This is a genomic window from Nonomuraea spiralis, from assembly GCF_014648435.1.
Taxonomy (GTDB): domain Bacteria; phylum Actinomycetota; class Actinomycetes; order Streptosporangiales; family Streptosporangiaceae; genus Nonomuraea; species Nonomuraea spiralis.
Window position 1 is genome coordinate 39,372 of the sequence record NZ_BMRC01000029.1, and the last position, 24,400, is coordinate 63,771.

Annotated in this window: 24 protein-coding genes and 1 pseudogene; 9 read left to right on the top strand and 16 right to left on the bottom strand. The window is 72.3% G+C overall.

Annotated elements, in window-relative coordinates; genetic code table 11:
* Nucleotides 1–238 precede the first annotated feature (238 nt).
* Nucleotides 239–763, bottom strand: a complete 525-nt coding sequence (locus IEZ27_RS43335; protein ID WP_189652576.1) for a hypothetical protein — start codon at nucleotides 761–763, stop codon at nucleotides 239–241.
* Nucleotides 764–857: 94 nt separating this feature from the next.
* The gene (locus tag IEZ27_RS43340; RefSeq protein ID WP_125630203.1) at nucleotides 858–1,286 is read right to left on the bottom strand and encodes a CBS domain-containing protein; all 429 of its coding nucleotides are present in this window, start codon (nucleotides 1,284–1,286) and stop codon (nucleotides 858–860) included.
* Between the two features lie 138 nt (nucleotides 1,287–1,424).
* Here IEZ27_RS43340 and IEZ27_RS43345 point away from each other — a divergent pair, with 138 nt between their 5' ends.
* From IEZ27_RS43345 to IEZ27_RS43365, 5 genes and pseudogenes are all read left to right on the top strand, one after another.
* Complete coding sequence (locus IEZ27_RS43345; protein ID WP_189652577.1) at nucleotides 1,425–2,816, top strand: aminopeptidase P family protein; 1,392 nt, start codon at nucleotides 1,425–1,427, stop codon at nucleotides 2,814–2,816.
* 165 nt (nucleotides 2,817–2,981) lie between these two features.
* Nucleotides 2,982–3,359: pseudogene (locus IEZ27_RS43350) on the top strand (MlaE family ABC transporter permease); the annotation flags it as partial.
* Nucleotides 3,360–3,510: 151 nt separating this feature from the next.
* Entirely contained in the window at nucleotides 3,511–4,860 is a 1,350-nt protein-coding gene (locus IEZ27_RS43355; RefSeq protein WP_189652578.1) for an MlaD family protein, read from the top strand.
* Nucleotides 4,857–5,537 (top strand): hypothetical protein, encoded by a 681-nt coding sequence (locus IEZ27_RS43360; RefSeq protein WP_189652579.1) that lies wholly within the window; start codon nucleotides 4,857–4,859, stop codon nucleotides 5,535–5,537. The genes IEZ27_RS43355 and IEZ27_RS43360 overlap by 4 nt, the downstream gene beginning before the upstream one ends.
* A 17-nt stretch (nucleotides 5,538–5,554) precedes the next feature.
* Nucleotides 5,555–6,148, top strand: coding sequence for a 4'-phosphopantetheinyl transferase family protein (locus IEZ27_RS43365; RefSeq protein WP_189652580.1), 594 nt, complete (start codon nucleotides 5,555–5,557; stop codon nucleotides 6,146–6,148).
* Nucleotides 6,149–6,151: 3 nt separating this feature from the next.
* On the opposite strand, the gene IEZ27_RS43370 is transcribed toward IEZ27_RS43365, so the two are convergent.
* Nucleotides 6,152–7,078 carry a cation diffusion facilitator family transporter gene (locus tag IEZ27_RS43370; protein WP_229824857.1) on the bottom strand — a complete coding sequence of 309 codons (927 nt, stop codon included), beginning with the start codon at nucleotides 7,076–7,078 and terminating at the stop codon, nucleotides 6,152–6,154.
* Nucleotides 7,079–7,158: 80 nt separating this feature from the next.
* Here IEZ27_RS43370 and IEZ27_RS43375 point away from each other — a divergent pair, with 80 nt between their 5' ends.
* Genes IEZ27_RS43375 through IEZ27_RS43385 form a run of 3 tightly spaced genes read left to right on the top strand, consistent with a single transcriptional unit; the run spans nucleotide 7,159 to nucleotide 9,889 of the window.
* A complete protein-coding gene (locus tag IEZ27_RS43375; RefSeq protein ID WP_185844435.1) occupies nucleotides 7,159–7,617 on the top strand; it encodes a MarR family winged helix-turn-helix transcriptional regulator in 459 nt (152 codons plus the stop codon).
* 59 nt (nucleotides 7,618–7,676) lie between these two features.
* Complete coding sequence (locus tag IEZ27_RS43380; protein WP_125630231.1) at nucleotides 7,677–8,330, top strand: LppX_LprAFG lipoprotein; 654 nt, start codon at nucleotides 7,677–7,679, stop codon at nucleotides 8,328–8,330.
* A gap of 5 nt (nucleotides 8,331–8,335) precedes the next feature.
* Entirely contained in the window at nucleotides 8,336–9,889 is a 1,554-nt protein-coding gene (locus IEZ27_RS43385) for an MFS transporter (RefSeq protein ID WP_189652581.1), read from the top strand.
* Between the two features lie 13 nt (nucleotides 9,890–9,902).
* On the opposite strand, the gene aspS is transcribed toward IEZ27_RS43385, so the two are convergent.
* The 5 genes from aspS to IEZ27_RS43410 form a co-directional block, all read right to left on the bottom strand.
* The gene (aspS, locus tag IEZ27_RS43390; RefSeq protein ID WP_189652582.1) at nucleotides 9,903–11,159 is read right to left on the bottom strand and encodes an aspartate--tRNA(Asn) ligase; all 1,257 of its coding nucleotides are present in this window, start codon (nucleotides 11,157–11,159) and stop codon (nucleotides 9,903–9,905) included.
* A 273-nt stretch (nucleotides 11,160–11,432) separates the two neighbouring features.
* A complete protein-coding gene (gene der, locus IEZ27_RS43395) occupies nucleotides 11,433–12,824 on the bottom strand; it encodes a ribosome biogenesis GTPase Der (RefSeq protein WP_189652583.1) in 1,392 nt (463 codons plus the stop codon).
* Between the two features lie 35 nt (nucleotides 12,825–12,859).
* Nucleotides 12,860–13,516: a (d)CMP kinase gene (gene cmk, locus IEZ27_RS43400; RefSeq protein ID WP_125630238.1), complete on the bottom strand. Its 657-nt coding sequence runs from the start codon at nucleotides 13,514–13,516 to the stop codon at nucleotides 12,860–12,862.
* A gap of 54 nt (nucleotides 13,517–13,570) precedes the next feature.
* Nucleotides 13,571–14,932, bottom strand: coding sequence for a carotenoid oxygenase family protein (locus tag IEZ27_RS43405; protein ID WP_189652584.1), 1,362 nt, complete (start codon nucleotides 14,930–14,932; stop codon nucleotides 13,571–13,573).
* A gap of 13 nt (nucleotides 14,933–14,945) precedes the next feature.
* Entirely contained in the window at nucleotides 14,946–15,551 is a 606-nt protein-coding gene (locus IEZ27_RS43410) for a TetR/AcrR family transcriptional regulator (RefSeq protein WP_189652585.1), read from the bottom strand.
* A 116-nt stretch (nucleotides 15,552–15,667) separates the two neighbouring features.
* On the opposite strand from IEZ27_RS43410, the gene IEZ27_RS43415 reads away from it, so the two are divergent.
* Entirely contained in the window at nucleotides 15,668–16,522 is an 855-nt protein-coding gene (locus IEZ27_RS43415; protein WP_229824858.1) for a glycosyltransferase family 2 protein, read from the top strand.
* A 23-nt stretch (nucleotides 16,523–16,545) separates the two neighbouring features.
* Here the strand turns inward: IEZ27_RS43415 and IEZ27_RS43420 are convergent, their stop codons facing one another.
* The 8 genes from IEZ27_RS43420 to IEZ27_RS43455 all read right to left on the bottom strand — a co-directional run bounded on the left by IEZ27_RS43420 (nucleotide 16,546) and on the right by IEZ27_RS43455 (nucleotide 24,379).
* Nucleotides 16,546–17,640, bottom strand: a complete 1,095-nt coding sequence (locus IEZ27_RS43420; protein ID WP_189652586.1) for a prephenate dehydrogenase — start codon at nucleotides 17,638–17,640, stop codon at nucleotides 16,546–16,548.
* 46 nt (nucleotides 17,641–17,686) lie between these two features.
* Complete coding sequence (gene aroH, locus IEZ27_RS43425) at nucleotides 17,687–18,046, bottom strand: chorismate mutase (protein ID WP_125630246.1); 360 nt, start codon at nucleotides 18,044–18,046, stop codon at nucleotides 17,687–17,689.
* A gap of 70 nt (nucleotides 18,047–18,116) precedes the next feature.
* Nucleotides 18,117–20,114, bottom strand: coding sequence for a pseudouridine synthase (locus IEZ27_RS43430; RefSeq protein ID WP_229824859.1), 1,998 nt, complete (start codon nucleotides 20,112–20,114; stop codon nucleotides 18,117–18,119).
* Complete coding sequence (gene scpB / locus IEZ27_RS43435) at nucleotides 20,111–20,617, bottom strand: SMC-Scp complex subunit ScpB (protein WP_229824870.1); 507 nt, start codon at nucleotides 20,615–20,617, stop codon at nucleotides 20,111–20,113. The genes IEZ27_RS43430 and scpB overlap by 4 nt, the downstream gene beginning before the upstream one ends.
* A 355-nt stretch (nucleotides 20,618–20,972) precedes the next feature.
* Entirely contained in the window at nucleotides 20,973–21,794 is an 822-nt protein-coding gene (locus tag IEZ27_RS43440; protein ID WP_189652587.1) for a segregation and condensation protein A, read from the bottom strand.
* Nucleotides 21,791–22,732 carry a ParA family protein gene (locus tag IEZ27_RS43445; RefSeq protein ID WP_189652588.1) on the bottom strand — a complete coding sequence of 314 codons (942 nt, stop codon included), beginning with the start codon at nucleotides 22,730–22,732 and terminating at the stop codon, nucleotides 21,791–21,793. Before IEZ27_RS43445 ends, IEZ27_RS43440 begins: the two co-directional genes overlap by 4 nt.
* A gap of 117 nt (nucleotides 22,733–22,849) precedes the next feature.
* Complete coding sequence (gene xerD / locus IEZ27_RS43450; RefSeq protein ID WP_125630252.1) at nucleotides 22,850–23,755, bottom strand: site-specific tyrosine recombinase XerD; 906 nt, start codon at nucleotides 23,753–23,755, stop codon at nucleotides 22,850–22,852.
* Nucleotides 23,756–23,770: 15 nt separating this feature from the next.
* Nucleotides 23,771–24,379, bottom strand: coding sequence for an NUDIX domain-containing protein (locus IEZ27_RS43455; RefSeq protein WP_189652589.1), 609 nt, complete (start codon nucleotides 24,377–24,379; stop codon nucleotides 23,771–23,773).
* Nucleotides 24,380–24,400: the final 21 nt, after the last annotated feature.

Here is a 24,400-nt window from a genome sequence, read left to right on the forward strand (position 1 = left end):
GATGGGGTTGGGAACAGAGGTGGACGCATGGTCACTCCTCACGAACGAAGGGTTCGGGATTCGTGGCGATGCGCGCTGTTCCACACTCTCCGTGCCGCGTCCTTGCCAGGGGCGCGGGAGTGGCGTGGCCCATAGACCGTAGGACGATCACGCCAGCACGCTGGGGCGTGCCTCCTTCCGTTGCCGCATAGAATTGCGCGTTCCTGCTCTTATGTCCAGAGTTTGCGGCAGGAAAGTGTCACGCTTTGGTCCACTGTGCGCATCCGGCTGTCTGGAACGCCTTGTCACCGGGCTCGATGGTGACGCTCGCCGGGCCGGTCGGGGCGCCAGCGTTGATCACGGAGCCGATGTCGGGGGACGTGCTGTTCAGCCGGGCCCAGAAGCAGTTCGTGGAGCCCTGGACGGGACCGGTCGTACGGTAGGTGCCGGGCTGGATGTCCACGCCCACGACGAACGTGCGCATCCCGGCGGCCGGCCCGGTCTGCGCGACCCCCGGCTGCGTCTGCCCGGTCGTGGGCCCGGTCTGGGTGGGGCCGTTCTGGGTGGGCCCGGTCTGCGCGGGGCCCGGCTGGGTGGCGGGCGCGGACGGCACGGAGGAGGCCGAAGGCACGGACGACGCGGAGGGGACGGGCTCGCCGGAGGGCGGGCCGGTGCCCTCGACCGTCACCGTGACCCTGGGCGCGGGCTCGGCCGACGACTCCCCGGCGCCGAACCCGACGAAGACGCCGAGCATGAATCCCAGCACCGCGGCCAGTCCGGACACGAGCAGGATGATCGTCGGACTGCTCGTCGCCCGAGGAACCTCAGGGGGGCCGTACATCACGGACCCAAGGGTGCCATCCCTGTCAACGTGCCTGTCAACGGTGGAGGTAGTCGACGAGCGAGGCCTTCTCGGTCTCCAGCTCCTCGATCGCGCTCTTGACCACGTCACCGATGCTGACGATGCCGACCAGGCGGCCGTTCTCGACGACCGGCATGTGGCGGAATCGGTGGGTGGTCATCGTACGGCGCAGCTCGTCGACGTTGTCGCCGGGCCCGGCCGTGCGGACCTCGGTCGTCATGATCGAGGAGACCGGCGCGTCGAGGATCTCGGCGCCCCGGTCGTGCAACCGGCGCACGACGTCGCGCTCGGAGACGATCCCCTGGATGGTCGTGCCGTCGGTGGAGACGACGACCGCGCCGATGTTGTGGTCGGAGAGCTTGCCGAGCAGTTCCCGCACGGTCGCCTCAGGCGCCAGCGTGGTCACGGCACTTCCCTTGCCGCGCAGGATCGTCCCGATGAGCATGTGCATCACCTCTGCTCCCAATGTCCCCGGACGGGACTCGGCTTATGCCCGCTCCCACAGGCAAACAACCAAGTGGGGACGCCGTCAAGCGGTCACGTAGGCTGACTTGCCGCATCCCCGAGGACGAGGAACCGACCGATGACCGAGCAGCTCAACACCGGAAGCCACGACCTGCCCATCACTCCGGAGCTGGCCGCGTTCATGCGCACGGGCTGGGCCGACACCCGGCGCACCGGAGTGACCGCGCTGCCGATCGCCCCGTGGGCGGCGCGGCGGCGGGCGGCGCTGGCCGCGCGTTTCCCCGGCGAGCGCCTGGTGATCCCGGCGGGCACGCTGAAGGTGCGCAGCAACGACAGCGACTACCGGTTCCGTCCGCACAGCGCGTACTCCTACCTGACGGGCGCGGGCGAGCCGGGCGACGTGCTCGTGGTCGAGCCGTCCGGGCAGGCCGTCCTGTACGTGCGCCCGCGTTCGCCGCGCGAGGACGGCGAGGAGTTCTACCGCGACCGCCGCTACGGCGAGTTCTGGGTGGGCCGCAGGCCCGACCTGGCCGAGGCGTCCGAGTTGTACCAGATCGAGTGCGCGCACATCCGCGACCTGAGCCTGTCGGGCCCGGCCCTGGTGCTGCGCGGCGTCGACGCCTCCGTCGACGAGCGGGTGCCCGCGGGCGGCCGCGACGCCGAGCTTGAGGTGTTCCTGTCGGAGATGCGGCTGATCAAGGACGAGTGGGAGGTCGGCGAGCTGCAGTCGGCCGTGGACGCCACCGTGCGCGGCTTCGAGGACGTCGCGCGCGCCCTTCCCACTGCGCTCGGCCACCCGCGCGGCGAGCGCTACCTGGAGGGCGTGTTCGGGCTGCGCTCGCGGCTGGAGGGCAACGCGGTCGGCTACGACAGCATCGTCGCCTCCGGCGCCCACGCCTGCGTGCTCCACTGGATCCGCAACGACGGCGCGCTCGCCGAGGGCGACCTGCTGCTCCTCGACGCCGGTGTCGAGACCGACACCCTCTACACCGCCGACGTGACCCGTACGCTCCCGTTGTCGGGCCGGTTCACCGGCGCGCAGCGGCAGGCGTACGAGCTGGTCCTGGCGGCGCAGGACGCCGGCATCGCGGCGCTGAAGCCCGGCGCGAGCTTCCGTGACTTCCACCTGGCGGCCATGCGGGTCATCTGCGAGGGCCTGAACGACTGGGGCCTGCTGAAGGACTCCCCCGACGCGCTCATGGAGTCCGGCCTGTACCGGCGCTACACGTTGTGCAGCAGCGGCCACATGCTCGGCCTCGACGTGCACGACTGCGCGAGGTCGCGGGCCGAGGTCTACCTCGACGGCGTGCTGGAGGAGGGTCACGTCCTCACGGTCGAGCCGGGCCTGTACTTCCAGCCCGACGACCTGACGCTGCCCGCCGAGCTGCGCGGCATGGGCATCCGCATCGAGGACGACCTGGTCGTCACCGCCGAGGGCGCGACCCTGATGTCGTCGGCGCTCCCCCGCCACCCCGACGAGATCGAGTCCTGGATGAACGCCCTCTCGTAACGGCCCGGTCACGTTTCGTGCATGCCTGACAAGGAGTGACCTGGGTCTCATACCTTTTGCTCAAATTCCCGGCAAAGCATCGACTACTAGACAACCCGTCAGTAAGGTGACTGATCCGTAGGCGGAGGTGGTCGTGGCGGGTACACGGGTGCGGGCAGGCCGCTGATGGCCCTGTCCGGGTACGTCGGACGCAAGGCCGGGTCCCTCCTGGGTCAGGTGGGCGACCTGTTCGTCATCGTCCTGGAGGGCTTACGCCGGACCTGGGACGTCAGGAACTGGTGGTGGGAGTTCGTCGACCAGTGCTGGTTCCTGGCCAGGGTCACCAGCGTGCCCGTGCTGCTCGTCTCCCTGCCGCTGGGCGCCACCGTGGCCTTGCAGGTGGGCGAGCTGGCCTGGCAGCTCGGCGCCGGCTCGGCCACCGGCAGCGCCGTCTTCGTCGGCCTCATCCGCGAGGTGGCGCCCCTGGCCGGCGCGCTGCTGATCGCCGGGGCCGGCGGCAGCGCGATGACCTCCGACATCGGCGCCCGGCACATCCGCGACGAGCTGAGCGCCATGGAGGTCATGGCGGTCAACCCCATCCACCGCCTGGTCACGCCACGCATGTGCTGCCCAGGAACAAGGGGGTCGTCCCGGACGTCGCCAAGAAGGCCGCCGACCGGCTGGAGGACTTCCGCCTGCTGTGGGAGCCGCCGCGATGAGGAACCGCGTCCATCTGAACCTCGGCTTCTTCGTCCTGCTGGGCGTCGTCATGACGATCTGGGCGTTCAGCACGATCATCAAGCTCGACGCGATCGAGCGGCCGTACCGGGTGTCGGCCGAGTTCGCCTCCTCCCCCGGACTCGTACGCGGCTTCGACGTGGCCTACCTGGGCGTACGGGTCGGCCGGATCGGGGACGTGCGGCTGGCGCCCGGGAAGATCGTCGTCGGGCTCGACATCGACAGGGAGATCAGGCTGCCCAAGGGCGGCACGGCCGAGGTGCGCCGCAAGTCCGCGGTCGGGGAGCCGTACGTGGAGCTCTCGCCGCCCGCCACCGGCGTCACCGGGGCCACGCTCGCAGCCGGCGACACCATCCCGCTGGGCAGGACCGCCGTGCCGCTGGACTACCGCAAGCTGTTCGAGGGCGTGGGCAAACTGCTGGACGCCGTACCGCCCGGGGACGCCAGGACGATCACCCACGAGCTGGCGACGGCCCTGGACGGGCGGGCCCCGGCGATCAGGGACGTCATCGAGGACGCCCACGACCTGACCGGCACACTGGCCGACGACTCCCAGGCTCTGGAGGACCTGTCGGTGCAGCTCACCCGGCTCACCCACACGCTGGCGGGCCGCAAGGACGCGCTGGCCTCGGGCATCACGGACCTGAGCGCGGTCACGGGCTCGCTGCGCGCCTCGCGTACCGACCTGAACGCCTTCCTCGACCAGGGCCCGGGCGTGTTCGCGCAGCTCGACGCGGCGATCAGGAAGTCCAGGCCGGGCCTTTCGTGCCTGCTGACGGCGGCCGGGCTGCCGCACCGCCCGGTCTTCTCCGCCGAGACCGCGAAGAACGTGCACCACCTGCTGAGCATGGTCCCCACCGCGCTGAGCCTGGCCGGCGACATCAGCGAACGGCGGGGCGACACGGTGTACGGCAAGGCGTCGTTCGTCTTCAGCGTGCCCGGCGGGCCGACGCCGGCCGAGGAGTACGCGGGGGCCCTCGGGCCGCCTCGGGTGCCCCGGCTCACGACCTGCCCCCGGCACGCGCCGGCCGACACCTCCAGGGCCGCCCGGGACACCGGGCCGCATCCGGACGCCGCCGCCCGGCCCACCGGCGGGCCCACCGGCGAACCCACGGGCGGGCCGCAACGCGAGGGCTCTCCGGAGAAGGAGACCGTCCCGTCCCCGTCGTCGTCCGCTGGCGTGGCCGTCGCCGGGGGCGCGTCCCGTACCCGATCGAACACCACGCCGCTGATTGCCGCGATCTTCCTCGCCGTCGTGGCGGCCGGTGGCATCGTGGGCTGGATCGCGGCGGGCCGGGCGGCCCGCCGCCGTGAGGAGTCGCCATGACCGCCGACCAGGACCTCGCCGAGACCCCCGGGCCCGAGTCCGCCACCGAGCAGGACGCCGTTGAGCAGGACACCGCCGAACAGGCCTCTGCTCCGGAGGAGGTGGCGGCGGGCGGGTGGTTCACGCAGGCGCGGGTGTTCGGGGCGCTGGCCGCGATGCTGGCGGCGGCCGTCGCGGCCACGGCGGTGCTGCAGTGGATCGACGCCTCCCGGGCCCGCGACGCGCTGGCCAGGCTGGAGAACGAGCGTGCCCTGCGCCTGGAGGTCTCCGGCGCCGCGAGCGCCTTCAGCCAGGCCCTGCTCAGCTACGACTACCAGGACCTCCAGAGCACCCGCACGGCCCTGTCCGCCCAGGCCACGGGCGACTTCCAGGCCACCTACGACGCGGCGTTCGGCGGCGCGATGTCCCAGGTGATCGTCAAGCTCAAGGCCGTCTCGCAGGCCAAGGTCCGTGAGGTCTACCTGGCCGACGCGGACGAGGCCACCGCGCACGCCATCGTCGTGGTCGACCAGCAGGTGAACACCGCGCAGGCGATTCGCTCGGTCAAGGATTCGCACCTTAAGATCACACTTGTGAAGCAGAAGGGTTCCTGGAAGGTCCAGGACGTGACCGTGCTCGGCGCGGCCTCGGAGGACCAGTACAACCTCGACGACCCCGCGGCGAAGAAGAAGGACTGACGATCGTCCCCCTGGCGATGGGCGGCCGCCCCGAAGAGGTGCGCGCGCCCGAGACGTGGCTGACCGAGGTGGAGCGGGAGCGGGCCGACCGGTTCGTCTTCCCCGCCGACCGCGCCTGTTTCGTCGCGGCCCACCTGCTCGTACGCCTGTGCGCCGCCGCCGTGCTCGGCCTCCCGCCGGACGGCCTGACCCTGCTGCAACGCTGCGAGGTGCACGGCCCCGGCCATGGCAGGCCGTACCTGCCCGAGGCCCCCGAGCTGGGCGTGAGCTTCAGCCACACCCGCGGCTACGTGTGCGCGGCGGCCGGCCCCGGCCGGGTCGGCGTGGACGCCGAGCACGTGCCGCCGGGCCCGCTGAACGAGGCGCTGGCCGACCACGCGCTCACCCCCGCAGAACGTGCCCTGGTCACCGGCAACGACGACCTGATCCGCCACTGGACCCGCAAGGAGGCCCTGGTCAAGCGCGGCGAGCTGACGCTCGACGAGCTGCGCTCGGGCGGCTCCGACCTGGCGGGCCGCCACCTGCTGGAGTGGCGCGCCGACCCGGACGTCATGGTCGCGGTGATCACCGACTCGGCCGCCCGGCGGGTGCCGGTGCCCCCGGCGGCCTGACGGCTAGCTCCGCCGCGTGGGCGTCGGGTCGAGGAAGACCAGGTTGACGCCCGGGAAACGGTCGCGCAGCCGCCGGTCGACCTCGTCGCAGGCGATCTCCACGCCCGCCGCGCCGGCCTCGTCACAGAAGTCGATCTTCGCGGCGACCATGATCGAGCCCGGCCCGATCATCATCGTCAGCAGCTCGACCACCTCCTCCACCTCGGGCTGGGCCAGCAGCACCGCGCGGATGCCGGTCTCGACCTGCCGGGGGGCGGCCTGGCCGATCAGCAGCGACAGGTTCGACTGGATCAGGATGAGCGCGACGACCAGCAGGAGCAGCCCGATCGCGACCGACGCGGCGCCGTCCCACAGGGCCGAACCGGACCACTGGGAGCCGAGCAGGCCGATCGCCGCGATCACCAGGCCCACCAGCGCGGCGGCGTCCTCGAACAACACGGCCTTCAGCGCGGTGTCGGAGGTGATCCGCACCAGGCGCAGCGGCCGGATCCTGTGCCTGCCGGCCGCGGCGCGCAACTGCGAGAGCGCCTTGCTCAGCGAGACGCCCTCGATCACGAACGAGACCGCCAGCACGACGTAGGACGGGGTGAGGTTGCCCAGCTCCTCGCCGTGGCTGATCTCGTGCACCCCGTGGGTGACGGAGAAACCGGCGCCGCCGACCAGCGTCGCGACCGCCGCCATCATCGCCCAGAAGAACCCGGCCTTGCCGTAGCCGAAGGGGTGGCGCTCGTCGGGCGGTTTGCCCGATCGGCGTACCGAGACCAGCAACAGCAGCTCGGTCACCGTGTCGGCGGCCGAGTGGGCCGCCTCCGACAACATCGCGGCCGATCCGCCGATCAGCCCGGCGACGAGCTTGGCCAGGGCGATGGTCAGGTTCGCCGCGCCCGCGACCAGCACGGTGGCCAGGCTGTCCCCCGACTTCTCCTCCACCAGATCACTCTACGGGGGGCACGCCCGGCAGCCCCCCGCAGGTAGTCGCATCGCCGCGGTCGTGCGCTAGATTGGGGATCATGAGCGCGCCCCGCTGGCTTTCCCCCACCGAACAGCGTGCCTGGCGTACGCATCTCGCGCTGCACAAGCTGCTCATGCACCGCCTCGATCGCGAGTTGCAGGAGCATCAGCTCTCGCTGAACGACTACGAGATCCTGGTCAACCTCTCCGAGAGCCAGGAGCGGCGGATGCGGATGAGCGACCTGGCCGACGCCACGATCCAGTCGCGCAGCAGGTTGTCGCACCAGATCTCCCGCATGGAGGCCAAAGGCCTGGTCACCAGGGAGGACTGCCGCGACGACCGGCGCGGCACGTTCGCCGTCCTGACCGACGAGGGCTGGGAGACGATCCAGCGGGTGGCGCCCGACCACGTCGCCGGCGTGCGCGAGCACTTCGTCGACCGGCTCACCGACGACCAGATGGAGGCGCTGGAGCAGGCGTTCGAACCGATCGTCGAGCATCTGAAGAAGCTGCGCTGACACCCAACCGATATGGCGGGCGCCGCGCGGCGTTCCCGGGCGGTCGCTACGATCCGCTCATGCTCCGAAAGCTGCTGATCGTTGTCGTGCTCGCGCTGATGTCGGCCTGCTCCGCCGGGGGCGGCGGCGGTGACGAGCTTCCCGCCGGGCCCGACCTGATGAAGAAGGCGTCGGAGGCCATGAAGGCCGTCAAGTCGGCCGGCTTCTCGATCGCCACCGAAGGCAAGCCCAACGTACCGCTCAAGAAGGCCGACGGCAGGCTCACCTCGGGAGGCGACGCCGACGGCACGATCACGCTGGAGGTGCTGGGCACCCTCCAGGAGATCACCTTCGCGGTGATCGGCGACACGGTGCACTTCAAGGGGCCGACCGGCGGGTTCCAGACGATGACCAGGCAGCAGCTCGCCCAGTTCTACGACCCCTCGGTGATCCTCAGCCCGGCCAAGGGCATCGCGCAACTGCTCGCCTCGGCCACCGATCCCCAGGTGGAGGCGTTGGAGGACGGCTCGTACCGGGTGGCGACGACGTTCTCCGGGCAGGTCGTGGGGCAGATCGTCCCGGGCGTCACGCAGGGCGTGAACGGCAAGGTCTGGATCGACAAGGCCACCGCCAGGCTCACCAAGGCCAGCCTGCCGCTGCAGAACGGCACGGTGACGGTGACGTTCAGCGACTACGACGCGCCGGTCACGATCACGCCGCCCACCTCCGGGTGAGCCGGATGACCTCGCCGGACCGCGCCCGCCGGGTCGCGCTCGGCGCGGGCGGCGCGGTGGTGCTGCTGGCCGCGCTCGACGCGTACGTGGTCGTGACGGTGCTGATGGACATCGCCCATGACGTGGGCGTGCCGCAGAACCACCTGGAGCGCGTCACGCCGGTCGTCACCGGGTTCCTGCTCGGGTACGTCGCCGCGATGCCGCTGCTCGGCCAGCTCTCCGACCGCTACGGCCGCCGGCCGCTGATCCACGCCTGCCTGGCGGCGTTCGCGCTCGGCTCGGTGCTGACCGCGCTGGCGGCCGGTGAGGCGATGGTGGTGTCGGGCCGTACGGTGCAGGGCGTGGCGGGCGGGGCGCTGCTGCCGATCACGATGGCGCTGATCGGCGACCTGTGGGACACCCGCGACCGCCCGCTCGCGCTGGGCGCGGTGGGTGCGGCCCAGGAGCTGGGCAGCGCCCTCGGCCCCCTGTACGGCGGCGTGCTGGCGCTGATCCCCCCGGTCGCCGTGGCGGGGGTGGAGCTGGGCGGCTGGCACGCCATCTTCTGGGTCAACGTGCCGCTGGCCGCCCTGGCCGCCGTCGCCGTGCAGCGTACGGTCCCGTCCCGGCCGCCCGCCGCGCGGGCCCGCGTCGACGTCGTCGGCGGCGCCCTGCTGGCCCTGGCGCTCGCCCTCCTGGTCGTCGGCCTCTATAACCCCGACCCCGCCACGACCGTGCTCCCGCCGTGGGGCCCGCCGGTGATCGCGGGCGGCGCGGTGGCGGCCGCCGTCTTCGTCTGGTGGGAGATCCGCTCCCCCGTCCGCCTGCTCGACCTGTCGGCGGCCCGCAAGGGGCCGCTGCTGGCGACGCTGGCCGTGAGCTTCCTGACGGGGGCCGCGCTGCTGGTGACGATGGTGTTCGTGCAGTTCGCCGCGCAGACGCTGCTGGACGAGGACGCCCTGGGCGCGGCGCTGGTCCTGGCCAGGTTCCTCGGCGCGCTGGCCGTCGGCGCGCTGCTCGGCGGCGTGCTGGCCCGGCGGGCCGGCGAACGCGCGGTGGCGGTGCCCGGCCTGCTGATCGCGGCGGCCGGCTACTGGCTGATGAGCCGCTGGCCGCTCGACCTGGCCGGGGCGGGCCTGGCCGTGGACGCCGACCTGGTCGTCGCGGGCCTCGGTCTCGGGCTGGTGATCGCGCCGGTCTCGTCGGCGGTGCTGCGGGTGAGCCCGGCCGCCCAGCACGGCGTGGCCTCGGCGGCGGTCGTGGTGGCCAGGATGATGGGCATGCTCATCGGCGTGGCGGGCGTGTCGGCGTGGGGGTTCCACCGGTTCCAGTCGCTGACCGCCCATCTGGACACGCCGCTGCCGTTCGGCGTCGACGCGCAGACCTACCAGCGGCGGCTGGCCGACTACCTGGCCAAGGTGGACGCCGCCCTCCATGTCGAGTACACCGAGATGTTCCTGCTCACGGCGTTCGTCTGCCTGCTGGGGGCGGCCGTGGCGCTGCTCATGCCGCGCCGCGCGGAGGCGGCGTCCGCTCTCGTGGGCGCCGCCCCCGGCGAGGAGCCCGGCCCGGTCTCCTAGGCCGGGCGTCCGGTCAGGGCGACAGGCGGTGCAGGTCGCGCGGGAAGGCGGTGGCCTGGCGGATGTTGGCGGCGCCGGTCAGCCGGGCCGTCCAGCGTTCCAGGCCGAGCGCGAACCCGCCGTGCGGCGGCATCCCGTACCGGAACGCCTGGAGGTAACCCTCGTACGGCTCCACGTCCCCGTCCAGGGCCCGTACGTAGTCCTCGTACCGGTGCAGCCGCTGGCCGCCGGTCACCAGCTCCAGGCCCCTGAACAGCAGGTCGAACCCGTTGGAGTAACCCGGCCTGGCCGGGTCGGGATGGGTGTAGAACGGCCGCTTGGACATCGGGTAGCCGGTGACGAACAGGAACTCCGACCCGTGCTCGCGCCGCGCCCACTCCGACAACCACCGTTCCTGGGCCGGTGACAGGTCGGGCTCGTCCTCGCCGGTCAGCCGCTGGGCCTCGGTGAAGTGCACGGCCGGGATCTCGTCCGGCACTGCGGGCAGCACGGTCCCGGTCGCCTCGACGGCGGCCCCGGCGCGGCGGCGTACGGACTCGACCATGCCCGCCACGACCTCGCGCAGCACGGCCATCACGTCCCGGTGGTCGGCGACGAAACCCAGCTCGGCGTCGAGGCTGGTGTACTGGGCCAGGTGCCGTACGGTGTCGTGCGGCTCGGCGCGGAAGACCGGCCCGACCTCGTAGACCCGTTCGAACACCCCGACCATCGTCTGCTTGTAGAACTGCGGCGACTGCGCGAGGTAGGCGCGCCGGCCGAAGTAGTCGATGCCGAAGACGTTCGCGCCCGACTCGGTGGCCGAGGCCACGATCTTGGGCGTGTGGATCTCGGTGAACCCGAGCCCGTCGAGGGTCTCCCGGAACCCGGCCACGCTCGCCGCCGAGATCTCCAGCGGCGCCCGCAGCAGCGGGTGCCGCAGCGCGACGGGGGCGTGGTCGAGGATCGTCGGCAGGCTCGCCGCCACGACCGGGCGGTAGAGGTCGAACGGCGGCGCCTTGTCGGGCTCGGCCAGGACCTCGATCTCCGGCCCGGTCAGCTCGACCCCACCCGGTGCCTGCCCGGCCGGGGTCACGGTGCCGGTGACCCGGACCACGCTCTCCTCGGCCGGCAGTTCCCCGGACGCGCTCACCACCTGCGCCAGCCCGGAACGGTCGCGTACGACCAGGAAGGACACGGATTTCAGGTGCCGGCGGCGATGGACCCAGCCGGCGATCGTCACTCGTTGACCGGCGTGCTCAGCGAGCGCCGCCGACAGGACACGAGAGATCATCACAGCTCCTCTGCAGGAAGTGCATGACCCCTTGGGAGTGCGGGGGAGAAGGGAGCTCCCGGTGCCACCGCACTTTCACCGCCCGCGAGGGGCGGCCTCCACGACCCGATGACGGGGGTCAGGCCGGCGGGGCATTTCCTCCCCGCACTCGGGAGTGTCTTCACCAGCGGACACGGGACCGCCTTCGCAGCATCCGGCGGCTCTCTGGGCCCGTGCGGCCCGCTGGTTACTCGTCTCCGTCCACGTGTTGCCGCCGATCATACGGCAACACCGTTACTTGTCCTTCTTGGGCCGCTTCTCCCGGATCTTCATCGTGACGTCGATCGGCGATCCGGCGAACCCGAACTCCTCGCGGATGCGCCGTTCGATGAAGCGCCGGTAGGTGTCCTCCAGCCAGCCGGAGGTGAACAACACGAACTTCGGCGGCTCGACGGACGCCTGGGTGGCGAACAGGATCTTCGGCTGCTTGCCGCCCCGCACCGGCGGCGGCGTGGCGTGCACCAGCTCGGTCAGGAACGCGTTGAGCCGCGCCGTCGGCACCCGGGTGGACCAGGAGTCGAGCGCCTTCTCCAGCGCGGGCACCAGCCGGTCCATGTGGCGGCCGGTCTTGGCGGAGATGTTGACCCGCAGCGCCCACGGGGTGCGTACGAGCTGCCGGTCGATCTCCTTCTCCAGGTAGTAGCGGCGGTCCTCGTCGACGAGGTCCCACTTGTTGAACGCCACCACCATGGCCCGACCGGACTCGATCACCAGGCCGATGATCCGCAGGTCCTGCTCGGTGAGCGGCTCGCTGGCGTCGATCAGCACGATCGCCACCTCCGTGCGCTCCAGGGCGGCGCGGGTGCGCATGGCCGCGTAGAAGTCGGCGCCCTGCAGCTCGCGGTCGCGCCGCCGGATGCCGGCGGTGTCGACGAACCGCCAGGTGCGCCCGCCCAGCTCGATCAGCTCGTCGACCGGGTCGCGGGTGGTGCCGGCCATCGGGTCGACCAGCACCCGCTCCTCCCCCGCCAGCTGGTTGAGCAGCGAGGACTTGCCCACGTTGGGCTTGCCGAGCAGCGCCACGCGGGCCGGGCCGCGCTCGGCGCCGAAGGTCATCTGCGGCGTCTCGGGCAGCGCGTCGAGCACCACGTCGAGCAGGTCGCCGCTGGAGCGGCCGTGCAGCGCGGAGACCGGGTAGGGCTCGCCCAGCCCGAGCGCCCACAGCGCGGCCGCCTCCATCTCCAGCTGCTGGTTGTCGACCTTGTTGGCGGCCAGGATCACCGGCTTGCCCGACTGGCGCAGCACCGAGCCCACGATCTCGTCGGCATCGGTCGCGCCGACCGTGGCGTCGACCACGAACACGATCACGTCGGCCAGCTCGACGGCCACCTGGGCCTGCTCGGCGATGCGCAGGTTCATGCCGGTGGCGTCAGGGTCCCAGCCGCCGGTGTCGACCACGGTGAAACGGCGGCCGCGCCAGTTGGCGTCGTAGGTGACGCGGTCGCGGGTGACTCCCGGCACGTCCTCCACGACCGCCTCGCGGCGGCCGATGATGCGGTTGACCAGCGTGGACTTGCCCACGTTGGGGCGGCCCACGATGGCGACCACCGGCAGTGGCGTGGTGTCACCGTGCTCGGCGACTTCCAGCTCGTCGAGGCCGGCCTCGACCCAATCCCCCGTTGACACGATCATTCATCCTTACGTGAGTACCGCACCTGGGCTCAGGTGCGCTCCTTGACCAGTCTCAGCACCTCCGCGATGACCTCTTCGAGGTTGAGCGCGGTGGTGTCGAGCTCGACGGCGCCATCCGCCATCGAGAGTGGGTCCGTCTTACGTGTTGAGTCCAGGGTGTCACGCCTGGCCATGTCGGCCTGCTGCGCCTCCACCGTGGAGCCGGTCAGCTCCGCGCTGCGGCGGCGGGCACGGGCCTCGGCGCTGGCCGTCAGGTAGACCTTGACGGCGGCGTCGGGGCAGACGACCGAGCCGATGTCGCGGCCCTCGACCACGATGTCACCGGCGCCGGCGAGCTCCCGCTGGAGCGCGACCAGGCGCGCGCGCACCTCGGGGACGGCGGCGACGGCGGAGACCGCGCCGGTCACCTCGGCCTCCCTGATCGGCCCGCCCACGTCGACGCCGTCGACCTGGATCGTGGGGCCCTCGGGGTCGGTGCCGGAGACGATGGACGGCTCGCCGGAACGGGCTGCGATCGCGGCGGGGTCGGCCAGGTCGACGCCCTGCTGGAGCATCCACCACGTCATCGCCCGGTACATCGCCCCGGTGTCGAGGTAACGCAGGCCCAGCGCACGGGCGACCCCGCGCGACACGCTCGACTTGCCCGACCCCGAAGGACCGTCCATGGCGACGACCAGACCGGACACGGCCTCTCCCTCTTCACGTGTGTTTCCCCAACCTGAAGAGGCTACCGCGTCCGGTCAGTCCGCGATCCAGCTCCCGTGGAAGCCGAGCGGGACCCGGGCGGGCAGGTGCACGGTGGCGACCGGCTCGCCGGTGAAGTCCTGGGCCGACAGGATCACCAGGTCGGCCGCTCCCCTGGCCGGGTCGTTGACGTAGGTCAGCAGGTATCCGTCGTCCTCGGCCGCGCCGGAGGGCACGAACACCGGCTCCCCCACGTACGCCCCCCGCCCGAACCGCCGCGACTCCTGCGTGCCGCGCTCCAGGTCGTGCTTGATGAGCGTGTTGTCGAACGCCTCGTCGGGCAGGTCCTCCAGCTCGGTTCCGGCCGGGTAGATCACGTCGTGGAGGTCGGCGGCGGCCGAGGTGTACCCGTACCGGTACGGGCTGCCGGTGCGGCGCTCGTCGATGCGGGGGAACTCCTGGGGGCGGTCGTCCAGCCGGGTGGTGGTGACCCGGCCGGCGGCGGGGTCGACGCGCCAGCGGTCGAGCGTGGGCGCGCCGCCCAGGTCGAGCCGGGCGTCCACGAACCGCTTGGGGTAGCGGACCACGTCGACCACGACGTCGTCGCCGTCGTCGTAGGCGTTGAGCGTGTGGAAGACCCAGCACGGGTCCACCTCGACCCAGCGCACGTCGCCGGTCTCGCGCGAGAGCAGGCCGAGCCGGGCGGCGCGGGCGTCGTCCCACGCGTACGGGAGCGGCGCGCCGCGCTCGGCGTGGGCCATGCTGAGCGTGACCGGCAGGTCGTAGATCACGACGTACCGGCGGGTCAGGGCGAAGTCGTGCAGCATCGGGCGGTCGGCGACGGGGATGTCCCTGACCTGCGCCACCACGCCCTTGGGGTCGATCACGATGTGCTGGTGGTGGTCCCAGCCGGCGAAGTAGGCCATCGCGTGCAGCTCGCCGGTGACCGGGTCGAGGTGGGTGTGGGCGGCGTACCCGCCGGGCAGGCCGCCGACGAAGTCGCACGCGCCGACCGTGTCGAGCTCGTAGCTCAGCTCGTACGGCAGCCCGCCCGCCTCGACGGTCGCGAACGTGCGCCCGGCGATGCCGATGACGTGCGTGTTGGCGGCGAAGTCCATGCCCTCGTGCACCGGCCCCGGCCTCGGCTCCTCGCCCAGCCGCCGGGCGACCTCGGCGTTGCGCACCCACCGGTTGCGGTACCACTCGGCCCGCCCGCCGCGCAGCCGCACGCCGTGGACCATGCCCTGGCCCATGAACAGGTGGGTGGCGGCGGGGTCGTCGAGGCTGAGCGGGTTGGGGCCGTTGCGCAGGTAGCGGCCGTCGAGCTCGGCCGGGATGCGGCCGGTGACCTCCAGGTCGAAGGCCGTGATCTCCTCCGTCGCGGGTGCGAAGCCGTTGCGGTAGGGGCTGGTGGTCATCGTGCGCTTCCTCTCAGGTCAGGAACGGCGTGAGCACGGAGGTGCAGAGCAGCCGGTAGCGCCGCCCCGCCTCGGCCCGGTCGAAGAAGCCGGAGATCTCCAGGCTCACCGCGCCGTGGATGGCCATCCACAACACGTCGGCCAGCTCCCCGGCGGGCGTGCCGCGCAGCCGCCCGGCCTCCAGGGCGGCGGCCACGGCGTCGACCAGGATGTCGAACGTCCGCCGCCCGGTCGTGACCGCCTCGGGGGCCGGCTCGAACCCGTGCATGGCGTTCTGGAACATGACCCGGTAGTAGTCGGGCTCGTCCAGCGCGTACTCGCGGTAGGCCTCCAGGCCGGCGTGCAGCGCGTCGATCGGGTCGTCCTGGGCGGGGACGGCCAGCAGCCGCTGTTCCAGCCGGGCGAACCCCTCCAGCCAGAGCGCCTCGCTGAGCCCGTCCTTGCCGCCGAAGAGGGTGTAGATCACCTTCGTGGAGCAGCCGACCTCGCCGGAGATGCGCCGTACGGTCAGCGCCGCCGGGCCGTCGGCGATGAGCAGGTGTTTGGCGGCGTCGAGGATGGCCGACCTGACCACGCTCTGGCCTTCCTGCTGGGCTTGCCGGTACGCGGTGACCGCCATGTGAGTAACACCGTTTCTTGTAGGTAACGCTGTTACCGTCTTTTCTACGCCTCCCCCCGCCCGCCGTCAACGCCCTTCAGAGGACTAAGGGGGGCCGCGCGGGTTAGAGGTCGGGCGTGACGGAGACGAGCCGAGCGCGGGTCACGGTCGTGGTGGCCGCCAGGGACCGGGTCCGTACGCTGGCCCGGTCGCTCCCCCGCCACCCGCGGCCGGTCATCCTCGTCGACAACGGCTCATCCGACGGGACCGCCGGGTTCGTCCGCAAGCACTTCCCCGACGTCCAGGTGGTCGAGGCGGGCGCCGACCTCGGCGCGCCCGCCCGCAACCTCGGCGTACGCCTGGCCGGGACCCCGTACGTGGCCTTCGCCGACGACGACTCCTGGTGGGCGCCCGGGGCGCTGGACCGGGCGGCCGACGTGCTGGACGCCCATCCCCGCCTGGCGGTGCTGGGCGCGCGCGTGCTGGTGGGGCCCGAGGAGCGGCCGGACCCGGTGTCGGAGGCGATGCGGGACTCGCCGCTCGGCGTCGAGGACGGCCTGCCGGGGCCGAGCGTGCTGAGCTTCCTGGCCCGCGGGGCCGTGGTGCGCAGGGAGGCGTTCCTGGAGGCGGGCGGCTTCGACGACGTGCTCTTCTTCTACGGCGAGGAGGAGCGCCTGGCCGTGGACCTGGCCGCGCGCGGCTGGGGACTGGCCTACGTGGACGACGTCGTGGCCCACCACCGTCCCGCCGCGGTCCGCGACCCGCGCGGCGGACAGGCGCTGGCCGCGCGCGACGCCGTGCTCACGGCCGTGCTGCGCCGTCCGTGGCCGGTGGTGGCGCGCCGGTCCCTGCGGGCGCTGCTGGGCGGTCCAGGGGGCCGTGAGGGGCTGCGCACCGCCGTACGGAGTCTGCCCCGGGCCCTGGCCGCCCGGCGCGGCCTCCCGCCCGCCGTCGAACGAGCCCGCCGCAGGCTGGACCGCGCCCCGCCGTGATCAGGGGGCGGACGGCGGTGCGGTCAGGGGACCTGCCAGCCGCGTTCGAGCAGGGCGTCGGCCAGTGGCGAGGCCGCGTCCGGCTGCACCCACAGCTCGGCGATGCCCAGCGGCAGCCCCGGCGCGTGCTCCAGCCGCACGTCCTCGACGTTGACCCCGACCTCGTCGCACACCTGGAACAGCCGCGCGAGCTGCCCGGGACGGTCGCCGATGACGACCTGGACGACCACATAGGCGGGCGCGGGACCGCCGTGCTTGCCCGGGATGCGCCCGTGCCCGGCGACGCCGCGCTTGAGAAGCTGGGTGAGGTCGCCGGACGCGGTGCCGTCGCCCCCGGCCAGGGAGCGCAGCGCCGTCGCGGCCTCGGCCAGGTCGCGCGAGACGGCCTCCAGCACCTCGGCGACCGGGTCCGCGTTGCCCTCAAGGATGCCCAGCCAGAGCCCGGGGTCGCCGCCCGCGATGCGGGTCACGTCGCGCACTCCCTGCCCGGCCAGGCCGAGCGCGACGTCGGTGGCGTCGGCCAGGCGGGCCGCCACCGCCGAGGCGGCGACGTGGGGGGCGTGCGAGACGACGGCGACCGCGCGGTCGTGCTCCTCCGCGCCCACCTCGACGGGGTTGGCGCCGCACAACTCGATCAGCTCCAGCACCGCCGCCCTGGCCTCGGAGAGTGCCTCGCCGGTCGGGCACAACGCCCACGGCCGTCCGAGGAACAGGTCGGCCCTGGCCGCCCCCGGCCCGGACTTCTCCCGCCCGGCCAGCGGGTGGGAGGCGACGTAGGTGGTCAGGTCGCAGCCGAGCCGCTCGGCCTGGCGGATGGGCTCGGCCTTGACGCTGGCCACGTCGGTGTAGAACCGGGCCACGCCGCGCTTCTGCAGCTCCAGCAGCTCCTCGGCGACGTGCGCCGGGGGCACCGCGATGACCGCGAGGTCGACGTCCCCGGCGGGCAGCAGCTCCGGCTGCCACTCCTCGCCCGCGCCCAGCTCCCTGGCCAGGCGTACGGCGGCCGCCTCGCGGTCGGCGAGCAGCACGCGTACGCCGCGCTTGCGCAGCGCCAGAGCCGCCGAGGTGCCGATGAGACCGGTTCCGACGACGAGCACGGTACGGAGTTCCGAGGCCATTTCGATGTCCTGATTTATCGGGCTATTGAAGCAGGAAGTGGTACGCCTACTGGGCGATGTCCTGACGCAGGGCCACCGCGCCCCGCAGATACACGTGCTGCATCTCCGCCCGCGGCCGGTCGGTCTCCACGTGGGCCATCAGGCGCACCACCCGGGGCAGCGCGCCCGGCACGTCGATCTCGGTGCAGCAGATCAGCGGCACCTCGTGGAAACCCAGCTTGCGCGCGGCGAGCGCGGGGAACTCGGCGGTCAGGTCGGGCGTGGCGGTGAACAGCACGCTGATCACGTCGTCCGTGGTCAGGGAGTTGCGGTCCATGATCGCCTGGACCAGCTCGGTCGTCCCCTGGATGATCGAGTCGCGGTCGCCGGCATCCAGCTGGATCGCCCCGCGGATAGCCCGCACCATGCGCTTCGTCCCCTTCCCTAGCGGGAGAGCCCGTGCGGAGATGCGCACGGGCTCCTGCGTACCGGCCAGATTACAGCTTCACGGCCGCGTAAAGCTCGCCGACCTCCTTCAAGGACAGCGCGCGGACCGTGCCGGCCTTGGTACGTCCCAGCTTCACCGGACCGAACTCGATCCTGGCCAGGTCGATCACCCGGTGACCGGCCTCCTCCAGCATCCGCCGTACGACGTGCTTGCGGCCCTCGTGCAGCACCACCTCGACCAGCGCCTGCTGGCCGTGCTCCTGCACGATGGCGAAGCTGTCGGCCCTGGCGATGCCGTCCTCCAGCTCGATGCCCTGCTTGAGCCTGCGGCCCAGGTCGCGCGGGATCGGGCCGGGCACCTTGGCCCAGTACTTCTTCTGCACCCCGTAGCTCGGGTGCGTCAGCCTGTTGGCCAGCTCGCCGTCGTTGGTGAGCAGCAGCAGGCCCTCGGTCTCGGTGTCGAGCCGGCCGACGTGGAACAGGCGCGGCGCCAGCTCCTCGACGTAGTCGGCCAGGCACGGGCGGCCCTGCGGGTCGTCCATGGTGGACACGACGCCGATCGGCTTGTTGAGGGCGTAGTAGACCAGGTCGGGGGCGGTGGGGATCCGCTTGCCGTCCACGTGGATGACCTGGGTGGCGGGGTCGACCTTGGCGCCGAACCTGCGTACCACCTGGCCGTTGACCGTGACGCGGCCGTCGCCGATCATCTCCTCGCAGGCGCGCCTGCTGGCCACGCCCGCCTGGGCCAGCACCTTCTGCAGGCGCACGCCGTCGGGGACCTCGGTGGTGTCGCGCTCGTCGGTGTAGTCGTCGGCGTAGAAGTCACGGTCGCGCAGGGGCTGACGGTTGGCCTTCACCCGCTTGGCCTGGGGGCTGCCGTAGCCGGCCTCCCGCCGTCCGCCGCCGAGCGTCTGCACGTCGTCCCGCCTGGGGGTACGCGGCTGCTGCGTACGGGGGGTGTCCTCGCGCCGGCCGAACCGGGCACGGGTGGCGCCTGCGCCGCCCGTGCGCGGACCGTCGTCCCTGCGCCCACTGCGATCGGCCCGGAACCCGCCACGCTCCTGACGCTCGCCGCCGAACCCGCCACGCTCCTGACGCCCGCCGCCGCCGTAGCCGCCGCGCTCCGGACGCTCGGCCCGGAAGCCGCCGCGCTCCGGACGGCCGCCGTCGCCGCCCCGGGTGGGACGCGCGCCGCCACGGGAGCCGGCGTACCCGCCGCGCTCACCACGCCGCTCGCCTCCGTAACCACCACGGCCACCGGAGGCCGCGCCACGGTCACCGGAGAACCCACCGCGGTCACCACCGGAGAACCCACCGCGGTCACCACCGGAGAACCCGCCACGGTCGCCGCCGGAGTAACCACCACGGTCACCACCGGAGAACCCGCCACGGTCACCGCGCCGCTCGCCGCCGCCATAGCCGCCGCGCTCGCCGCGCCGGTCGCTGCCATAGCCGCCGCGCTCGTCGGAGCGGGAAGCGCCGCGGAAGCCGTCACCACGCGGCCGGTCACCGCCCTCACGACGGGGACGCTCGAAACGGTCGCCACCCTCACGGCGCGGGCGGTCGAAGCTGTCGCCACCCTCACGGCGGGGACGGTCGAAACGGTCGCCGCGCGGGGCGCGGTCGTCGCGGAAGCCGCCGCCACGGGACGCACCGGCCCCGCGGTCGTCGCGCGCCGGACGGTCATCGCGTGCCGGGCGGTCATCGCGTGCCGGGCGGTCGAAGCGGTCGCCGCCGCGGGAACCCCCGCCGAAGCCCTGGCCGCCGCGGTCGTCGCGGTCGCCGGGACGGCCGTAGCGGGCACGTGCTCCGCCGCGGTCGGCACGAAGGGAGTCACGGCGGGCGTCGCCGCGGAACGCGTCCCTGCCGGAACTGCCCGAGCCGCCGGAACTGCCCGAGCCGCCCGAATTGCCGTAGTTGCCGGAACCGCCGAAGCCGTCGCGGCGGTTGTCGTCGGAGCGGAAGGCGGGACGCCCGCCGCGGCCGGAGCCGCCGGTGCGTCCACGACCGCGTCCATCACCGGACGGGGTGCTGCGCCTGTTGATCACTTTGTTGTCTCCTCGAGGTTTTCCACGTCGTCGGGGAGGAAGGGAGCGAGCTCGGGAAGCTCGCTGAGGTCCCGCAGTCCCAGACGTTCCAGGAAGTATGAGCTTGTCCGGTAGAGCACTGCCTGGCTCTCCGGGTCGGTGCCGGCCTCTTCGACCAGCCCCCTGGCGACGAGCGTCCGCATGACGCCGTCGCTGTTGACGCCGCGTACGGCGGCGACCCGGGCGCGGCTCACCGGTTGCCGGTAGGCCACGACCGCGAGTGTCTCCAGCGCGGCCTGGGTGAGCCGCGTCTGCTGGCCGTCGCGTACGAACCTCTCGACCAGCGGTGCGCAGTCGGCCCGCGTGTAGAAACGCCAGCCACCCGCGACTTCCCGCAGATCAAAACCCCGTCCGGCGACGGTATATTCCGCCGCCAGCCCCCTGAGTGCCGCCGAGACCTCATGAGTCGGCCGTTCCAGCACCTGGGCCAGCGTGATCTCGGCGACGGGCTCGTCCACGACCATCAGGATCGCCTCCAGCGCCGCGCCCAGCTCCGGCCCGGCGGGCTCGGCCGCTTCCTCCCGCTCGGGCTCCCGCTCGGGCTCCGGCTCGGCGACCGACGCAGCCCCGGCGACCGGCTCCGGCTCGGCGACCGGCGCAGGCCCGGCGACCGGCTCGGGGGCCGGGGCGGGCTCGCGGGCCGGGGCGTCGTCCAGGGCCGTGGCGGGCTGCGGGGGCGAGGCCGGGAGGCTGGGGGGCAGCGTGGGGGCCTCCTCCGGGGAGGCGGGCTGAACGAGGGAGCCCGGGAGGGTCATCCAGGCGGGCAGCGGAGACCCTGAGTCCGGGGACTTGCGGGGGCCGGGCAGGGGGTTGGGGTTGTCAGTCATTCGATGGTCTCTCCGCGGATTCCTCGTAGTCGTCCCCCACCGCGACGTCGCCGTCGTCGGCGCCCGTCCAGGTCACGTGGAGCTCTCCCAGCGCCTCGATCTGGTCGAACGTCACCGCCGACTCCCTGAACAGCTCCAGCACGGCCAGGAAGCGGGCGATGACCTCGAAGGTGCCCTCGCAGTCGGCCACCAGCGCGCGGAAGGTCGCCCGGCGCAGCCGCCGCAGGTGCATGACCAGGATCGCCGCCTGCTCCTTGACGCTGGCCAGGGGCTGGTAGATGTGCCCGACGCTGACGGTGGGCGGGAGTTTCGGGGTGAACGCCTTGGCCGCGATGCGGGCGAGTTGCTCGGGCCCGATCCCGAGGATGAGCTCGGGCAGGAGGTTGGCGAACTGCGGCTCCAGCGACACCGTACGGGGGAAACGCAGCGACTCATCCGCCATCCGCCCCGCGAAGACCTTCGCCACCTCCTTGTACGCCTTGTACTGCAGCAGCCGCGCGAACAGCAGGTCTCGGGCCTCCAGGAGCGCGAGGTCCTCTTCGTCCTCCACCTCGCCCGAGGGCAGCAGCCGGGCCGCCTTCAGGTCGAGCAGCGTGGCCGCGACCAGCAGGAAGTGGCTGGTCTGGTCGAGGTCCCACTCGGGACCCCGGGAGCGGAGGTAGGCGATGAACTCGTCGGTGACCTTGGAGAGCGAGACCTCGGTGATGTCGAGCTTGTGCTTGGCGATCAGGCCGAGGAGCAGGTCGAAGGGGCCCTCGAAGACGTCCAGGTGAACCTGGAAGCCCTGGGAAGGCTCGGTCTGCTCTGCGGTCACCTGGCCATTGTCGCAGGCGCCGGCCAGCGCGAGAGCACCTCGCGGGCCAGCTCGCGGTAGGCGTTGGCGCCGAGGGACGACGGGTCGAAGGTGGTGATCGGCTCGCCGGCGACGGTGGCGTCGGGGAAGCGGACCGTACGGTTGATCACGGTGTGGAAGACCTTGTCGCCGAACGCCTCCACGACGCGGGCCAGCACCTCGCGGCCGTGCAGGGTACGGGCGTCGTACATGGTGGCGAGCAGGCCCTCGATCTCGAGGTCTTCGTTGAGCCGCTCCTGGACCTTGGAGATGGTGTCCATGAGCAGCGCGACGCCGCGCAGCGCGAAGAACTCGCACTCCAGCGGCACCATGACGCCGTGGGCGCAGGTCAGCGCGTTGATGGTGAGCAGGCCGAGCGACGGCTGACAGTCGATGAGGCAGACGTCGTAGTGCGGCAACAGCGGCTTGATGACGCGGCCGAGCACCTGCTCGCGGGCGACCTCGGTGACGAGCTGGACTTCGGCCGCCGACAGGTCGATGTTGCTGGGCAGCAGGTCGAGGCCCTCGACGCCGGTCTCCAGCAGGACGTCCTCGGCGGTGACGCCGCGGTCCATCAGCAGGTTGTAGACGGTCAGGTCGAGCTGGAGCGGGTTGATGCCAAGGCCGACCGACAGCGCGCCCTGCGGGTCGAAGTCGACCAGCAGCACCTTCAGCCCGCACTCGACCAGCGCCGCGCCCAGGTTGATGGTGGTGGTCGTCTTGCCGACGCCGCCCTTCTGGTTGACCATCGCGACCACTCGCGCCGGCCCGTGCACCTGCGGCGGGACCGGTTCAGGGAACACCGGCCGCGGGCGCTGCGTGGGGCCCAGGTTGACGCCGTTGGAAGGCGCGTTGGTCTTGGTGTCACCCCAGGGGTTGTCGGGGGTCCCATGGGTCGAACCCTTGGTCGTCACAGTCACCAGCTCGAACCTCCCTGACGATCCCGAACCGGACCGTCCGGACGGACACTATGGCGTCACCACTAAACGCGGCAAGGCGGCACGCCGGGGCACCGCGCACGCGCACAAGACTATAGATCACTGCCGGGCACGCGGGTGCGCCGCGGCGTAGACCTCGCGGAGTTTGTCGACCGTGACCAGGGTGTAGACCTGCGTGGTCGTGACGGAGGCATGACCGAGCAACTCCTGGACCACCCTAACGTCCGCACCTCCGTCGAGCAGGTGGGTCGCGAAGGAATGTCGGAGAACGTGTGGACTTATCCCCGCGAGTCCGGCGCGTTCGGCGGCGGCCTGGAGCACTTCCCAGGCTCCCTGCCTGGTCAGCCGGCCACCACGGGCGTTGAGGAAGACCCCCGGCGTGCCGCGTCCGTGGGCGAGCAGGCCGGGCCTGGCGCGGACGAGGTAGGCGTCGAGGGCCGAGCGCGCGTAGCGGCCGAGAGGGACGACACGCGTACGGCCGCCCTTGCCGCGCAGGCGCACCTGGTCGGGTTCGAGGTCGTCGACGGCCAGGCCGACGGCCTCGGAGATACGGGCGCCGGTGCCGTACAGGACCTCCAGCAGGGCTCGGTTGCGCAGGGTGAGGGGGGCGCCGTCGGGGCCGGAGGCGGCGATGAGGCGTTCGACCTCGTCCACGGTGATCGCCTTGGGGAGCCTGCGGAGCTGGCGCGGCGGGCGTACCTCGTGGGCGGGGTCGTGGGCCGTGACGCCTTCGCGCAGGGCGAAGCGGTGCAGCCCGCGTACAGCCGAGACCGCCCGCGCGGCCGAGCTGGCCACGAGGGCGGGGTGTTCCCGGTCGCCCTCGCGCAGCGCGGCGAGGAAGGCCTGTACGTCGGCCTCCCCCACCTCGTCGAGCTTCAGCCGCCCCCGCGCCTGGAGATGTTCGAAGTATCGCCGCAGGTCACGACGGTAGGACGCGAGCGTGTTGGCAGCCAGACCTCGTTCCACCGCCAGATGGGCGAGGTAGCTGGAGAGCACCGCCTCCACCACATGGTCCTTCCGTCACGCCTCCGGGGCGTCGGCGGGGCGCAACTGGGCGAACCCCTCAACCGATGCCGCATATGCGGCGAGGATACCGGCCACGGCCGGGGAATTGTGGATCATTCCCATCAGCGCCTTCTCGACCGCGTCGGGCAGGGGCACCCATTCGACCGGCATGTCGATCTCCTCGTGCCGGTGGACGAAGGTGTTCTCCTCGTCGGGGATCCTGCTCAGGCCGCGGGCGAGGAAGACCCTGATCCGCTCGTCGGTCATGCCGGGAGAGGAGCGCAGGTCGACCAGGGTGTGCCAGGTCTCGGCGCGGTAGCCGGACTCCTCGGCGAGCTCGCGGGCCGCGGTGGCGGCGAGCGGTTCGCCCGCCACGTCGCGCAGACCGGCCGGCAGCTCCCACATGAGCCGCCGGGTCGGGTGGCGGTACTGCCTGATCATCAGGACGCGGTCACGGTCGTCGAGGGCCAGCACGGCGACCGAGCCGGGATGCACGACGTAGTCGCGGTCGGCGACCTCGTCGTGGGGCATCCTGACCGTGTCGGTGACAACCTTGATCACGTAGCCCTGGAAGTGTTCCTTGGACGCGACGACGTCCCACGCCTCGGGCGTGTCTCTGATCATGGTCGCACTCGCTTCCGGTCC

Coding starts and splice junctions, on each gene's coding strand:
- IEZ27_RS43420 (WP_189652586.1), bottom strand. CDS start 17,640: ATGGCCTCGGAACTCCGTACCGTGCTCGTCGTCGGAACCGGTCTCATC.
- aspS (WP_189652582.1), bottom strand. CDS start 11,159: ATGATCTCTCGTGTCCTGTCGGCGGCGCTCGCTGAGCACGCCGGTCAA.
- IEZ27_RS43410 (WP_189652585.1), bottom strand. CDS start 15,551: ATGGCGGTCACCGCGTACCGGCAAGCCCAGCAGGAAGGCCAGAGCGTG.
- IEZ27_RS43385 (WP_189652581.1), top strand. CDS start 8,336: ATGACCTCGCCGGACCGCGCCCGCCGGGTCGCGCTCGGCGCGGGCGGC.
- aroH (WP_125630246.1), bottom strand. CDS start 18,046: ATGGTGCGGGCTATCCGCGGGGCGATCCAGCTGGATGCCGGCGACCGC.
- IEZ27_RS43380 (WP_125630231.1), top strand. CDS start 7,677: ATGCTCCGAAAGCTGCTGATCGTTGTCGTGCTCGCGCTGATGTCGGCC.
- IEZ27_RS43355 (WP_189652578.1), top strand. CDS start 3,511: ATGAGGAACCGCGTCCATCTGAACCTCGGCTTCTTCGTCCTGCTGGGC.
- IEZ27_RS43455 (WP_189652589.1), bottom strand. CDS start 24,379: ATGATCAGAGACACGCCCGAGGCGTGGGACGTCGTCGCGTCCAAGGAA.
- scpB (WP_229824870.1), bottom strand. CDS start 20,617: ATGGTCGTGGACGAGCCCGTCGCCGAGATCACGCTGGCCCAGGTGCTG.
- IEZ27_RS43340 (WP_125630203.1), bottom strand. CDS start 1,286: ATGCTCATCGGGACGATCCTGCGCGGCAAGGGAAGTGCCGTGACCACG.
- IEZ27_RS43365 (WP_189652580.1), top strand. CDS start 5,555: ATGGGCGGCCGCCCCGAAGAGGTGCGCGCGCCCGAGACGTGGCTGACC.
- IEZ27_RS43360 (WP_189652579.1), top strand. CDS start 4,857: ATGACCGCCGACCAGGACCTCGCCGAGACCCCCGGGCCCGAGTCCGCC.
- IEZ27_RS43345 (WP_189652577.1), top strand. CDS start 1,425: ATGACCGAGCAGCTCAACACCGGAAGCCACGACCTGCCCATCACTCCG.
- IEZ27_RS43405 (WP_189652584.1), bottom strand. CDS start 14,932: ATGACCACCAGCCCCTACCGCAACGGCTTCGCACCCGCGACGGAGGAG.
- IEZ27_RS43375 (WP_185844435.1), top strand. CDS start 7,159: ATGAGCGCGCCCCGCTGGCTTTCCCCCACCGAACAGCGTGCCTGGCGT.